The sequence below is a fragment of the Stenotrophomonas sp. TD3 genome (assembly GCF_001939825.1).
Classification (GTDB): Bacteria; Pseudomonadota; Gammaproteobacteria; order Xanthomonadales; family Xanthomonadaceae; genus Stenotrophomonas.
Map to the genome: position 1 here is coordinate 2,175,906 of NZ_MOYM01000001.1, position 13,688 is coordinate 2,189,593.

Annotated in this window: 9 protein-coding genes; 6 read left to right on the forward strand and 3 right to left on the reverse strand. The window is 67.7% G+C overall.

Going from position 1 to position 13,688, the window contains the following annotated elements:
* Positions 1-65 precede the first annotated feature (65 nt).
* Positions 66-2,915, reverse strand: coding sequence for a pitrilysin family protein (locus BKE09_RS10220; RefSeq protein WP_075675664.1), 2,850 nt, complete (start codon positions 2,913-2,915; stop codon positions 66-68).
* A gap of 415 nt (positions 2,916-3,330) precedes the next feature.
* Here BKE09_RS10220 and BKE09_RS10225 point away from each other — a divergent pair, with 415 nt between their 5' ends.
* The gene (locus tag BKE09_RS10225) at positions 3,331-3,807 is read left to right on the forward strand and encodes a hypothetical protein (RefSeq protein ID WP_075675665.1); all 477 of its coding nucleotides are present in this window, start codon (positions 3,331-3,333) and stop codon (positions 3,805-3,807) included.
* Between the two features lie 69 nt (positions 3,808-3,876).
* Positions 3,877-4,356, forward strand: coding sequence for a tRNA (cytidine(34)-2'-O)-methyltransferase (locus BKE09_RS10230; protein WP_005407625.1), 480 nt, complete (start codon positions 3,877-3,879; stop codon positions 4,354-4,356).
* Positions 4,357-4,643: 287 nt separating this feature from the next.
* On the opposite strand, the gene BKE09_RS10235 is transcribed toward BKE09_RS10230, so the two are convergent.
* Positions 4,644-5,807: an acyl-CoA dehydrogenase family protein gene (locus tag BKE09_RS10235; protein WP_075675666.1), complete on the reverse strand. Its 1,164-nt coding sequence runs from the start codon at positions 5,805-5,807 to the stop codon at positions 4,644-4,646.
* 257 nt (positions 5,808-6,064) lie between these two features.
* On the opposite strand from BKE09_RS10235, the gene BKE09_RS10240 reads away from it, so the two are divergent.
* A complete protein-coding gene (locus tag BKE09_RS10240; protein ID WP_075675667.1) occupies positions 6,065-7,741 on the forward strand; it encodes an electron transfer flavoprotein-ubiquinone oxidoreductase in 1,677 nt (558 codons plus the stop codon).
* A 65-nt stretch (positions 7,742-7,806) separates the two neighbouring features.
* Positions 7,807-8,208 carry a c-type cytochrome gene (locus BKE09_RS10245; RefSeq protein WP_075675668.1) on the forward strand — a complete coding sequence of 134 codons (402 nt, stop codon included), beginning with the start codon at positions 7,807-7,809 and terminating at the stop codon, positions 8,206-8,208.
* Here BKE09_RS10245 and BKE09_RS10250 read toward each other — a convergent pair.
* Entirely contained in the window at positions 8,202-11,807 is a 3,606-nt protein-coding gene (locus BKE09_RS10250; protein ID WP_075676679.1) for a transporter substrate-binding domain-containing protein, read from the reverse strand. The genes BKE09_RS10245 and BKE09_RS10250 overlap by 7 nt on opposite strands.
* 75 nt (positions 11,808-11,882) lie before the next feature.
* On the opposite strand from BKE09_RS10250, the gene BKE09_RS10255 reads away from it, so the two are divergent.
* Positions 11,883-12,521: a response regulator transcription factor gene (locus BKE09_RS10255; protein ID WP_075675669.1), complete on the forward strand. Its 639-nt coding sequence runs from the start codon at positions 11,883-11,885 to the stop codon at positions 12,519-12,521.
* 375 nt (positions 12,522-12,896) lie between these two features.
* Positions 12,897-13,667: a hypothetical protein gene (locus BKE09_RS10260; protein WP_075675670.1), complete on the forward strand. Its 771-nt coding sequence runs from the start codon at positions 12,897-12,899 to the stop codon at positions 13,665-13,667.
* The last annotated feature ends 21 nt before the right edge of the window (positions 13,668-13,688 follow it).

Genomic DNA, 13,688 nt, shown 5'->3' on the forward strand with positions numbered 1-13,688 from the left:
AGTTGCCGGCCAGCGGCCGGCACTATCTGGGGAGGCCTGCCCGCCGGGGCGGGCAGGCACATCCCTTATTTCTTGACCGGGTTGCCTTCGGCGTCGATCACCGTCACCTCGCCCAGGTTCAGCGCGCGCACGGCCGCTTCGGTCTGCTTGAGGTCACCCACCACCACCCAGGTCAGGGCCTGCGGCTTGATCTCGGCGGCGGCCTGCTGCACCTGCGCCGGGGTCATCGCCTCGATCTCCGCCTTGCGACGCAGCACGTAGTCGTCCGGGCGCTTGAACTGCACGATCGAACCGATGGTGGACGCCACCGCGCTGGCGGTCTCGTAGGCACCGGGCAGGCTCAGGGTCTGGATATTGCGGATGCGGTTGACCTCGGCGGCGGTGGCCGGCTTGCTGCCATCGGCGAACGCGGCGATTTCCTTGCGCATTTCCGCCATCGCCGGGCCGGTCTTGTCGATCTGCACCGGCGCGCTGGCCATCCACGGACGCTGGCCCACCGAGTTGATCGCGCTGCTGCGCGCACCGTACGACCAGTGCTTGTCCTCACGCAGGTTCATGTTCAGGCGCGAGGTGAAGTCACCGCCGATCACACCGTTGGCGATATCGAAGCGGGTCGAGCTGGTGGCGCTGGACGGCGCTACCACCTGGCCGGCGAACAGGTTGGCCTGCACCGCCCCCGGCTGGTCGATCAGGAACACGCGCGGGCCCTTCGGCAACGCCACGTCGGTGGCCGCCTTCACCTGCGGCGCCTCGCCGGTCGCCTTCCAGTCGCCCAGCTGCTTGTCCAGCAGCGGCACGATCTCGGCCAGGGTGGTGTCACCGACCACGATCAGGGTGCCGTTCTGCGGGCGCAGCCAGTCGTGGTGGAAGTCGACCAGGTCCTCGCGGGTCAGGCCATTGATCGCCGCCTCGTCGCCGCTGCCGGTGAACGGAATGGCGTACGGGTGGCCCTTGCCGTACAGCAGCGGCGGCAGCACGCGCATCGCCACCGCACCCGGGTTCACCTTCTCCTGCTGGATGCCTGCGATCCAGGTCGCCTTGACCCGGTCGATCTCGCCCTGCTCGAAACGCGGTTCGCGCAGCAGGTCGCGGTACAGCGCCAGCGACGGCGCCAGGTTCTCCTTCAGTGCCGACAGGTCCACGCTCATCGAATCCAGGCCGGCCGAGGCATCCAGGCTGGCGCCCAGTGCGTCGGCGGCATCGGCGAAGGCCAGCGAACCGAGCTTGCCGGCGCCTTCGGTCATCAGGCTCATGGTGAAGTTGGCGGTGCCCGGCTTGCGGCCCTGGTCGGCGCTGAAGCCACCCGGGAACTGGTAGCTGAACTGCACCACCGGAATCTCATGGCGTTCGGCCAGGATCACCTGGGTGCCGTTCTTCAGCGTGGCGCGCTGCAGCGCCGGGAACTTCAGCTGCGGGAACTCGCGGGTCTGCGGCACGCCGGCCTTGCGGTCCACCTGCTCCGGCAGGGTGCTGTACTTCGGGTCCACCGCCGGCACAGTGAACGGCTTCGGCGTCTGGCTCGGGTCTTCCTTCAGCGCCACGCGCTCACCCGGTGCGATCACCAGGGTGTGGCTGCCCTTGTCCAGCCACTGTGCGCCCAGGCGGCTCAGATCGGCGGCACTGGCCTTCTCGATGTTGGCCAGCGAGGTGCGGAAGCAGCCCGGGTCGCCGGTGAACACCGCGCACTCGGCCAGCGCATCGGCCTTGCCGCCAAAGCCACCGATGCGCTCGATGCCACGGATGAAGCCAGCGCGGGCACCGGTCTTGGCGCGCTCCAGTTCGGCCGCGGTCGGGCCCTGCTTGATCAGGCGATCCAGTTCCTCGTCGATGATCTTCTCGACCTTGGCCGGGTCCTGGCCCTGCTTGACCGTCGCCATGATCACGAAGTTGGATCCCAGCTGCGACGTCGACAGGCCCGAGCCGATGCTGTCCACCAGCTTGTCCTGGTGCTGCAGGCGCTGGCTCAGGCGCGAGGACTTGGCACCGCCCAGCACCTGCGCGAACAGCTGCAGCTGATCGACCTCGGTGGTGCCGACCTGCGGCACGTTCCAGGCGCGGTAGATGCGCGCCTGCGGCACCTTGTCGGTCATCGTCTCGCGGGTGTCGGCGCTGCGCTTGGCCACGTTCACGGCCGGCTGCGCCATGGTCGGGCCGGCCGGGATGCTGCCGAAGTAACGGGCCACCTTTTCCTTGGCGGTGGCCAGATCAATGTCACCGGCCAGCACCAGCACCGCATTGTTCGGGCCGTACCAGGTGCGGAACCACGTCTTCACGTCATCCAGCGAAGCGGCGTTGAGATCGTTCATCGAACCGATCACGCCGTGGTGGTACGGGTGGCCAGCCGGATACATCGCCTTGTTGAGCTGGTCCCAGGCCTGGCCATAGGGCTGGTTCTCACCCTGGCGCTTCTCGTTCTGCACCACGCCGCGCTGCTCGTCCAGCGCGGCCTGGTCGATCGCACCGACCAGATGGCCCATGCGGTCCGATTCCATCCACAGCGCCATGTCCAGCGCGGTGGTCGGCACGTTCTCGAAATAGTTGGTGCGATCGGTGTTGGTGGTGCCGTTCTGGTTGGTGGCACCGACCTGCTTGAACGGCTCGAAGAATTCGCCGTCGTGGTTTTCGCTGCCCTGGAACATCAGATGTTCAAACAGGTGCGCAAAGCCGGTACGGCCGGTCGGCTCGTCCTTGCTGCCCACGTGGTACCAGACATTGACCGCGACGATCGGCGCCTTGCGATCGGTATGCACGATCACGCGCAGGCCGTTGGGCAGGGTGAACTGCTCGTACGGAATATCGACCTTGGCCGGTGCCGCCGGCTTGGCGGCAAGCGCGGAGGTGGGCGCAAGCGTGCCCAGGGCGGTACTGAGGGCGACGGCCAGCAGTGCAGCGCGCGGGCGAAGGGCGAGAGACATATCCGGATCCTTGGTCACATAGGTGAACTCCGATCCTAGCCTGCGCGGGCAACGGCAGGAATCGGTCGCCAGTCACTGGGGGTGTTTGCCCTGATGGCCATCCGACCCGGCCCCATCGGGGGGCCTGAACCGTCACATGCGCCGGCTGAAGGCGTCCGGACAGTGTCCGCGGCGCATCGAATGGACAGGTGTCCGCCCACCGGACACTTCCGGAGCAAGAGAAAAGCCTTGCAAATCAACAACTAAAAGTTGGCACGGGGATTGCTTGGTACTTCCTGCGCCAGGAAGGGCTTCAGACGAAAGATGACTGAAGACTGAATAAATGCAGGAAATTGAAAATTCTCCTTGCATCCCCAGAATAGGTGTACTACCTTACTACCACACCACTGATCACCAACACTAAACAGGCCCCGTCATGAACGCCAAGACCATTGCCATCGCCATCGCCCTGATCGCCGGCACCGCGGTTGTTTCGTCGGTGCAGGCCTCCGAATCCATCAAGACCCTGTCCACCGTGCAGGTCCGCCCGGCCGCCGACCAGCTGGCCCAGCAGGCCTGGGAACAGGCCAGCGGCATCCCGACCCTGGCCACCGTGGAAGTGCGCCCGAGCGCCGACCAGCTCGCCGAGCGCAGCGGCTACGTCGCCGCCCCGGTCGCCGCTGCACTGCCGATCACCACCCTGGCCTCGGTGGAAGTGCGCCCGAGCCTGGAACAGCGCGTCGCCCTGGCCGCCGAACTGGAAGCGCAGCGCTACGCCGCCACCCTGGCCGTCGCCGCCACCAACGTCGCCCACTCGGTCATCGTCAACCTGCCGGCCCTGCAGGTGCGTCCGAGCGCCGCCGACCTGCAGGCCCTGGCCACCGAAACCGCCCAGGTCCTGCTGCGCCCGTAAGCGGTGCCGCCCTGCCCCGTGCAGGGCGTGCGCCGTAAAGGCGGCCGCCGTCGCAGGTACACTGCGCCGATGAATGCCGCGCCCCAGTTCCACGTGATCCTGTTCCAACCGGAAATCCCGCCCAATACGGGCAATGTGATCCGGCTCTGCGCCAACACCGGCGCGCAGCTGCACCTGGTCGAGCCGCTCGGCTTCGCACTGGAAGACAAGCAGCTCAAGCGCGCCGGCCTGGATTACCACGAGTACTCGCGCCTGCAGGTGCACCCCGACCTGGACACCGCGCTGGCGCGGATCGCACCGAAGCGGTTGTTCGCTCTGAGTACGCGTGCCAGCGTCCGCTATGACAGCGTGGCCTTTGAAGACGGTGATGCGTTCCTGTTCGGCCCGGAAAGCCGCGGCCTGCCACAGGACGTGCTCGATGCATTGCCCGATGGCCGCCGCCTGCGCCTGCCGATGCGGCCGGACAACCGCAGCCTCAACCTTTCCAACACCGTTGCCGTGGTGATGTACGAAGCGTGGCGGCAGCATGGGTTTGCCGGCGGCGCGTAGCTCACGTGTGTCACTTTCTTTGCTCGCGCAAAGAAAGTAACCAAAGAAACGCGCCGCCATCCGCGAGCCGGTGCTGCGCACCGGTACCCTGCGCTCCTCGGCCCGCCGGGGGATGGCGCGGAACTCGCTGCGCTCAGACACCCGCGCCTCTTCGCCCCCGCCGGACCTGCGGTGCTCGGCTCGCTTCAAGGCGGACCCAACAGCCGCCTGAAAGCATCCACGTCATGCGTGGATGCTTTCAGCGTGCCAACCGCAACGCCGGCCAGCGGCCGGCACTACCGGTGCACTCAGAACGCGTTGATGCCGGTCAGTTCGCGGCCGATCACCAGCTGGTGCACGGTCTCGGTGCCTTCATAGGTGATCACCGATTCCAGGTTCAGCGCATGCCGGATCGCCACGTGCTCGGTGGTGATACCAGCGCCGCCCAGCAGATCGCGACACTCGCGGGCGATGTCGATGGCCATGCGGCAGTTGTTCCACTTGGCCAGGCTGACCTGCTGAGGCTGCAGCTGTCCTGCTTCCTTCAGGCGGCCCAGCTGCAGCGCCAGCAGCTGCGCGGTGGTGATGCGGCGGGCCATTTCGGCCAGCTTGATCTGCGCGCTCTGCGTGGCGGCCAGCGGGCGGCCGAACAGCACGCGCTCCTTGGCATAGCCCAGTGCTTCATCCAGGCAGGCAATCGCGGCACCGATCGGGCCCCAGCTGATGCCGTAGCGGGCCTGGGTCAGGCAACCCAGCGGCCCCTTCAGGCCCTTCACGTTCGGCAGGCGATGGCTGTCGGGCACGCGCACGTCGTCAAAGAACAGCGCGCCGGTCAGCGACGCGCGCAGGCTCATCTTGTGCTTGATCTCCTGCGTGGTGAAACCGGCCATGCCCTTTTCCAGCACGAAGCCCTGGATGCCGTCCTCGGTCTGTGCCCAGACGATGGCCAGGTCGGCCACCGGGCCGCTGGTGATCCACATCTTGCTGCCGCTGATGCGCCAGTCGCTGCCGTCGCGCACCGCGCGGGTCTTCATGCTGGCCGGATCGGAACCGCCGTGCGCCTCGGTCAGGCCGAAGCAGCCGATCAGCTCACCGCGCGCCATCGCCGGCAACCACTGCTGGCGCTGTTCCTCGCTGCCGTAGGCATAGATCGGGTACATGCACAGCGAGCTCTGCACCGAGACGAAGCTGCGCAGGCCCGAATCACCGCGCTCCAGCTCCTGGCAGATCAGGCCATAGCTGACCGCACTCAGGTCGCCGCCGCCGTACTCGGCCGGCAGGGTCGCGCCCAGCAGGCCCAGCGAGGCGATCTCCGGCACCAGTTCAGAGGGGAAGCGGGCCTGGTCAAAGGCATCGCCGATGATCGGCAGCACGCGCTCGTTGGTGAAGCGGGCGACGCTCTCCTGCACCGCGCGCTCTTCCTCGTTGAGCAGGGAACGGACATCGAACAGATCGTACGGATGCAAAGCCATGGCACTCACACGCAGTCAGGACCCGGCCATTGTCGGTCATCCGGGCAGAGCGTGCCGACCAAGGTCGGCACCCACCAGAGCAACGGCCCTACGCTGCAATGCAGCAATCCGGGTGTGAACATCGGCGATCTAGCTCGATCACGCGCGGCCCGGTACCCTGACACATTCAAACAACCGTTTCGCTCGTGGCTGCACGCGCGATTCCCAGGCACCGCCGGTGGCCCCGATGCCGGCCCTACCCACGAGTCATGCAATCGATGAGCGCTGAAGCCAACGCCCTGCCCCCGCGTGAAGTAATGGAGTTCGACGTGGTGATCGTCGGCGCCGGCCCCGCCGGCCTGGCCACCGCGATCCGCCTGCGCCAGCGCGCGATCGAAGCCGGCCGCGAACTGTCGGTGTGCGTGCTGGAGAAAGGCTCCGAGCCCGGCGCGCACGTGCTGTCCGGTGCGGTGATGGATCCGCGCGCGCTGACCGAGCTGTTCCCGGACTGGGCCGAGCGCGGCGCACCGCTGAAGCAGAAGGTCACCCGCGACGAATTCCTGTTCCTCAGCGAAACCGGTGCTCGCAGCACGCCCAATGCGCTGCTGCCGGAATGCTTCCACAACGAAGGCAACTACATCATCAGCCTCGGTGAAGTGACCCGCTGGCTGGCGCAGCAGGCCGAAGCGCTGGAAGTGGCGATCTTCCCCGGCTTCGCCGCAGCCGAGGTGCTGTACGGCGACAACGGTGAAGTGATCGGCGTGGCCACCGGCGACATGGGCATCGAGAAGGACGGCAGCATCGGCCCGGCGTTCGAGCGCGGCATGGCGCTGCAGGCCAGGTACACGATCTTCGCCGAAGGCGCACGCGGACACCTCGGCCGCCAGCTGATCGCGCGCTACAAACTGGACGAAGGCAAGGACCCGCAGGCCTACGGCATCGGCATCAAGGAACTGTGGCAGATCGACCCGGCCAAGCATGAGCCGGGCCTGGTGGTGCACGCCGCCGGTTGGCCGCTGGACAGCGACACCTACGGCGGCGCGTTCCTGTACCACGCCGACGGCGGCAAGGTCGCCATCGGCTACGTGGTCGGCCTGGACTACAGGAACCCGTGGCTGAGCCCGTTCGAAGAGTTCCAGCGCTTCAAGACCCACCCGTCGATCCGCAAGCACCTGGAAGGCGGCACCCGCATCGGCTACGGCGCGCGTGCGATCACCGCCGGCGGCCTGCTGTCGCTGCCGAAGACGGTGTTCCCCGGTGGCGCGCTGGTCGGCTGCGAAGCCGGCTACCTCAACGCCAGCCGCATCAAGGGCAGCCATGCCGCGATCAAGACCGGCATGCTGTGCGCCGACGCCGCGTTCGATGCACTGGCTGCCGACCGCCAGCACGATGAACTGAGCGCCTACCCGAAGGCGTTCGAAGCCAGCTGGCTGTTCACTGAGCTGCAGCAGGCCAAGAACTTCAAGCAGTGGTTCAAGAAGGGCCAGACCGTGGCCACGCTGATGACCGGTGTGGAGCAGTGGTTGCTGCCGAAGCTGGGCGTGCGCAACCCGCCGTGGACCCTGCACCGCACGACGCCGGACCATGCCTGCCTGGAACCGGCGGCCAAGCACACCCGCATCGCCTACCCGAAGCCGGATGGCGTGCTGACCTTCGACCGCCTCAGCTCGGTGTTCCTGAGCAGCACCAACCACGACGAGAACCAGCCCAGCCACCTGACGCTGAAGGACCCCAGCATTCCGGTGAAGGTGAACCTGGCCGAGTACGCAGGCCCGGAAGCCCGCTATTGCCCGGCCGGTGTGTACGAGTTCGTCGGCGAAGCCGACAACGCGCGCCTGCAGATCAACGCGCAGAACTGCGTGCACTGCAAGACCTGCGACATCAAGGATCCGACCCAGAACATCGTCTGGGTGACGCCGCAGGGCGGCGGCGGCCCGAACTACTCGGGCATGTGATCGCCCCGGGCTGCGACCGCGTGTCGCAGCCCGGCCGCCCTACCGCACCGCTATCCTGCCCGCCCATGCGTGCCTCCCGCCTGCTCATCGCCTTTGCCGTGGCCCTGCTTGCCACGGCCTGCCAGCGCCCACCTGCGGAGCCGGCCACGCCCGAACAGGTGCAGCAGCAGGCCATGCAGCGCGCGTTCGAACTGTGTGCCGGCTGCCACACCGTGCAGCCCGGTGGCATCCACCGCTTCGGGCCGAACCTGCACGGCGTGATCGGCCGCCGCGCCGGCAGCCTGCCCGACTATGGTTATTCCGACGGCATGCGCCGCGCCAACATCACCTGGACCGCACAGACGCTGGATACCTTCCTGCAGTCACCCACGCACCTGGTGCCGGGTACGCGCATGTACAACGCCTTCCCCAGTGCAGAACGCCGCGCCCTGGTGATCGCCTACCTGCAGCAGCAGTCGGCTCAGTGAGCCAGGCGCTGCAGCTGTTGCTGCAGCCGCGCCACGAACGCCGTTACGGCGGCGAACAACGGTGCCGGCTCGGCCTCCGCCGCATCCTGCAGGCGCTCGACCAGCGCATTGGCCTGCCCGGCCAGCGCCGTCGCCCCGATCGCCCCCAGGCCGCCCGCCTGCCGGTGCAGGTGCAGCGCCGCGGCCTCGCGGTCGCCGGCCTGCACGGCGCGCTGCACCGCCGCCAGGTCGCCCTCGCTGGCCTGCAACAGGCTGTCGCGCAGCTGCTCGGCCACCGCGCGCGAGCCGAAGCGCTGCTGCAGGGTGGCCAGATCAGGCAATGCTTCACCGCCATCGGCGGCAACCTCCGGCACCGGCATCTCGAACGACTGGCCCTGGGCCTGCGGCAGCCAGCGCAGCAGCGCGGTACGCAGCGTGGCCAGCGACAGTGGCTTGGCCAGTACCTCGTCCATGCCGGCCTCGCGGCAGCGGCGCGCATCGTCGTCCAGCACGCTGGCGGTCAGCGCCAGCACCGTCAGCCGCGGCTGGCCGGTGCGGCCCTCGCGTTCGCGCAGCAGGCGGGTGAAGCCAAATCCATCGAGTACCGGCATGCGGCAGTCGGTAATGACCAGATCGAAGGACTCCGACGACAAGCGATCCAGCGCCTGCTGGCCATCGCCCAGCAGCACATGGGGCACGCCCAGTTGCTGCAGCCGCCACGCCATCATCGCCTGGTTGGTCGGGTGATCCTCGATCACCAGCACCCGTGCCTGGCGCAGCGCGGCGGGCAGCAGCGCGGTCTGGTCCTGCTCGGCCAGCAGCGCCGCCGCGTCCTCGCTGCCGGCCTCCACCAGCGATATCCGCACTTCGGCGCGGGTTCCTTCGCCCAGCGTGCTGTGCAGGATCAGTTCGCCCTGCATCATCTGCACCAGTCGCTGGCAGATGCTCAGGCCCAGGCCAGTGCCGCCGTGGTCACGCTGGATGTAGGCACCGGCCTGCGTAAAGGGCGCGAACAGGTGCTGCAGTTGTTCCGGCGCGATGCCGATGCCGATGCCGGTGTCGGTGACGCTCAGGCACAGCGGTTGCACGCCGTCTTCACTGGTCGGCCCCAGCACCTCCAGCTGCAGGCGCACCTCACCCTGTGCGGTGAACTTGATGGCATTGCTGAGCAGGTTGAACACGATCTGGCGCAGCCGCACGCCATCCACTTCGTGGGCAGGCGCCAGCAGTGGGTCGATCTGCACATGCAGCGCCAGGCCACGCGCGCTAGCCTGGGCCGACAGCAGGCGGCATACGCTCTCCAGCAGGGGCCGCAGCGGTTGCGGCACCGGTTCCAGGCGCAACGCCCCTGCTTCCAGCCGCGAGTAGTCGAGGATGTCATCGAGGATCTGCCGCAACATCTGGGCTGAATCCTCGATCACGCCGAGGATGCGCTGCTGTTCGCTGTCCAGCGGGGAATGCGCCAGCACCTCCAGCATGCCCAGCACACCACTCATCGGCGTGCGGATCTCATGGCTCATCGTGGCCAGGAAGCGCGATTTGGCCTCGGCGGCCTGCTCCGCCTCTGCCTTCGCCGCCGTCAGGGCGTCGGCCTGCATCCGCGCTTCGCTCACGTCCACCCAGTAACCGCTCCAGATCACCGCGCCCTCTTCGGCGGCATAGGGGTGGGCCTGGCTGCGCACCCAGCGCGCGCCCTCCCCATCGCTGCGCAGGCGGAACTCCAGGATCAACGGTGCGAACTGGCGCGCGGCCTGCTCGATGGAGTGCAGGATGTGCGCGCGGTCCTCTTCCTCGATGCGTTCCAGCAACACCCTTGCATCCTGTTCGGCCTGCTGCCGTGTAATCCCGAACAACGCAGGCAGGTCGCCGGCGATGAACGGGAAGCTGAGCGTGCCATCGGCGTCGCGACGCGCCTGATAGACCACTGCGGGCAGGTTGTCGGTCACCTCGGCCAGGCGCTGCTCCAGCTGGCGACGTCCTGCCACCTCGCGGCGCAGTCGCCAATGGCCGACGCCATGCACCAGCAATGCGGTCAGCAGCACCAGCAGTACCGGTATGCCCCACCGCAGCACCTTGTTCCAGTCGGCGCCGTTGCGGTACTCCACCGCCAGCCAGGCGCTGCGCAGCGCTTCGCGCTTGCGCGGGGTCATCTGCAGCAGCAGGCGGTCGAAGGTGGTGGCCAGAGCCGCATGCCGGCGCTCCACCGCCAGCACCAGTTGGTCGTTGAAACCCGCCGGGGCTGCCACCTGCAGCTGCCCCGGGAAACGGCTGCGCAGCAGATGATCGACCACGGCAAGGTTGCCGACATAGGCATCGGCCTCACCATCGAGCAGGCGCTGCAGGGCCTGCTCGGCGCTGCGCGCAGCGATGATCCGGGCCTGCGGTGCCTGCTGCAGCACATAGGTGCGCACGCGCTCCGGGTCGGACAGCAGCACCCGCCTGTCCTGCAGATCCGCCAGGCCCAGCAGCGACTCGCCATCGCTCCTGACCACAATCACGTTCGGCACGCTGATGAAGGGCTGGCTGAACACCCAGTCCGGGCCCAGGTAGCGCGAATCGACGGGCATGCCCATGACCGCCTGCAGTTCACCGCGGCGGGCCTTCTCACGCACCTCGTACCAGTCGTGGCTGTTCTCGACCTGCAGGTTGGCGCCGGCCTGCATCAGGCGCTGCAGGTACTCGCTGGCCAGGCCACTGGGCCGGCCATCCTCGCCGGTGAACGACAGGGGCGCGGCATTCGGGGCGAAACCGATCTTCAACGGCTGCTCCAGCACCCGCTTCTCGGCCTGGCTCAACGCCAGCTGTGCCGATGCCGACCAAAGCGGGGGTGGCAACCAGCGTTGTGCCAGCGCATCGCGCTGGGCCTGGCTGGTCGCGGCCAGCGCCAGGTCCAGGGCTTCGGCCAGGGGTTGCTTGCCGTTGGGGATGCCGAAATGCAGCCGTTCGGGTGGCAGGTCGCTCGGGCGCAGCAGCGCCACGCCCTGCAGGCGCCGGCTGGCGATCAGCTCGGTGGCGACGAAGGCATTGCCGATGTAGACGTCAGCCTTGTCGTCTCTGACCATCTGCAACGCCGTCAACGTGTCGTTTGCGACAAGCTGGCGGGCACGCGGGAAACGGGCACGCACCTGCGGACCGGTCAGGAAATCCTGCTCGATCACCACCCGCAGACCCTCCAGGTCGGGCATGTCGGAGGCACGCAGGTCATCGGGCCGGCCAACCAGGGCCAGCGGCGCCTCGCTGTAGGCGGCGGTATAGACCATACAGCGGGTGCGGTCGGCACTGAGACCGACATTCATCACCACGTCGATCTCACCACGGCATGCCGCATCCAGCACGGAAGTCCAATCCGGATAGCGGCGCGCCTCAACCTTCACGCCGAGCTGGCGAGCAAGATGCGACAGGTAGTCCGGTCCCAGCCCGAGCTGCTGGCCGTCACGGAGGGACTCGAAGGGGGGCCAGCCGCTGTCATACTGCCCGACAACGATGGCCGGATGCGCCACCAGGTATTCGCGCTGCAACGGGCTGAGCGGCAGCAGGCCAGGGGCCGGCTGTGCCTGGACCACGGGCAGGGCCAGTACCGCCAGCAGCAGGAGCAGCCCGCGAACAGCCCACCTACGCATCTGCGTCAATCTCCTAGAATCCTGCCAGGGACCGCGATGGTCGCGGTCCGGCGTGCCCGATGGCCATACTAGAGCATGAGCTTGCGCATCATCATCGCAGACGATCACCCCGTGGTCCGTATCGGTACCCGCGCCGTCATCGAGTCGAGCGGCGTGGGCCGCGTGGTCGGCGAGGCCGACAGCGCGCAGGCGCTGATGACCCTGCTCGCCAACCAGCCCTGTGACCTGCTGGTCACCGATTACTCCATGCCGGGCAGCCCACAGGCCGATGGCTTCGCCATGATCGGCATGATCCGCCGCCGCCATCCGGACCTGCCGGTGCTGATGCTCAGCGTCTCCAGCAACCTGGCGATCCTGCGCATGGTGCTCGACAGTGGCGTGCTCGGCCTGGTGGACAAGAGTTCGTCGATGGACGAGCTGCCGCAGGCCATCCAGTCGGTCTACCGCGGCCAGCCCTACATCAGCCGCAGCCTGCGCGAGCGGGTGGAAGCGGCCGGCAGCTGGCGCATGCGCGAGGGCGATGGCAAGCCGCTGTCGCCGCGCGAAGTGGAAGTGCTGCGACTGCTCGGCACCGGCATGACGGTGAAGGAGATTTCGCTGCAGCTGCACAAGAGCGTCAGCACCATCAGCCGGCAGAAGGGCGACGCCATGCTCAAGCTGGGCCTGAAGGGTGACGCCGAATTGTTCGACTATCTGCGTGACGGCAAGATCTGAGACGCACTTCACATAACAGCCCTGTCTGCCGCACCCCTCTTTGACGGCCTGCGGATCTGTGCCAAGATGGGCGGGCATGAGTTCTCAATGCGAGGTCGAAGGAATCGACCGGCTCATGTCCTCGCTCCCGTCCCTGGTGGATGGGGTGCGGCTTTCTGCCGGCCGTCTGGCCCGGCAACGCTGACCATGGAGAGGCGCATGCAGTCCCCCCCCGAGCTACGTTGGACCCTGCCGTTGCGGCCCCTGCGCGCATTCGCGGCATGCCTGCTCGTCTCTCTTTCCGCTGCCGCCTGCAGCGCCGCCGATCCGGCCCCCTCGTCCTCCCGGCCTGCGCCTGCGCAGGCTGCCAACGCGCCCCGACAGGATGTTGCCCCGATGCAGAACCCCTCTCCCGCTGCCGCCGTCACCCCGCCCGACGCGCCGACCGTGATGTATTTCATCTACCAGGTCGATGGCGACGGTGCGACGTCCTATGAGGTCCAGAACGGCAGCGTGGCGACCTTCTGGTTCGGCCACACCTTCACCCTCGACGGCACCACCTACTACACCGGTTTTTCCTGGGATACCCGCGAGCACTACGGCAAGCCGGGCGAACAGCAGCCGGCCGGCCCCGACGACCGCGCCAATCTCGCCGAAGCTACCTTCGTACTGGCCGGCGGTGACGCGAAGAAGCCGTGGAAGTTCCGTGGCCAGGAATGGACCATCGGTGCGCTCGGCGCCTACGACAAGGCCGACGACGTCGATACCCGGCGCAAGCCGATCGAACACCGCACCGCCGACGGCCGCCTGCTGCTGGCGGTGCCGACCAGCAGCTTCGACCGCGGCATCAGCAGCAGCGGTTATGCGCTGCTGCTGTTCAACCCCAAGCGCAGCGAGGACGACCTGGACAGCAAGGTCTGGCGTTACCTCGGCTCGGTGCGCACCGGCGAAGACAACAGCGCGGCCTGCGACGACGGCAACGTGATGCCGTGCACCGACAGCGATGGCGAACTGGCCTTCGTGGCCGACGGCAATGGGCTGCCGCAGCTGACCGTGTCCTTCAAGGGCACCACCATCGAAGGTCCGGGCAAGACCCGTGCGCTCGGCGCCGGCGACGCGGTCCGCTACCGCTTCGACAGCAAGGCCCAGCAGTACATCGCGCCCTGATTTCCATCCGCCGCAGGCGGG

Bases quoted from the DNA above. Each gene is read 5' to 3' on its own strand.
- BKE09_RS10220 (WP_075675664.1), bottom strand. From the start codon at position 2,915: ATGTCTCTCGCCCTTCGCCCGCGCGCTGCACTGCTGGCCGTCGCCCTC.
- BKE09_RS10225 (WP_075675665.1), top strand. From the start codon at position 3,331: ATGAACGCCAAGACCATTGCCATCGCCATCGCCCTGATCGCCGGCACC.
- BKE09_RS10230 (WP_005407625.1), top strand. From the start codon at position 3,877: ATGAATGCCGCGCCCCAGTTCCACGTGATCCTGTTCCAACCGGAAATC.
- BKE09_RS10235 (WP_075675666.1), bottom strand. From the start codon at position 5,807: ATGGCTTTGCATCCGTACGATCTGTTCGATGTCCGTTCCCTGCTCAAC.
- BKE09_RS10240 (WP_075675667.1), top strand. From the start codon at position 6,065: ATGAGCGCTGAAGCCAACGCCCTGCCCCCGCGTGAAGTAATGGAGTTC.
- BKE09_RS10245 (WP_075675668.1), top strand. From the start codon at position 7,807: ATGCGTGCCTCCCGCCTGCTCATCGCCTTTGCCGTGGCCCTGCTTGCC.
- BKE09_RS10250 (WP_075676679.1), bottom strand. From the start codon at position 11,807: ATGCGTAGGTGGGCTGTTCGCGGGCTGCTCCTGCTGCTGGCGGTACTG.
- BKE09_RS10255 (WP_075675669.1), top strand. From the start codon at position 11,883: ATGAGCTTGCGCATCATCATCGCAGACGATCACCCCGTGGTCCGTATC.
- BKE09_RS10260 (WP_075675670.1), top strand. From the start codon at position 12,897: ATGCAGAACCCCTCTCCCGCTGCCGCCGTCACCCCGCCCGACGCGCCG.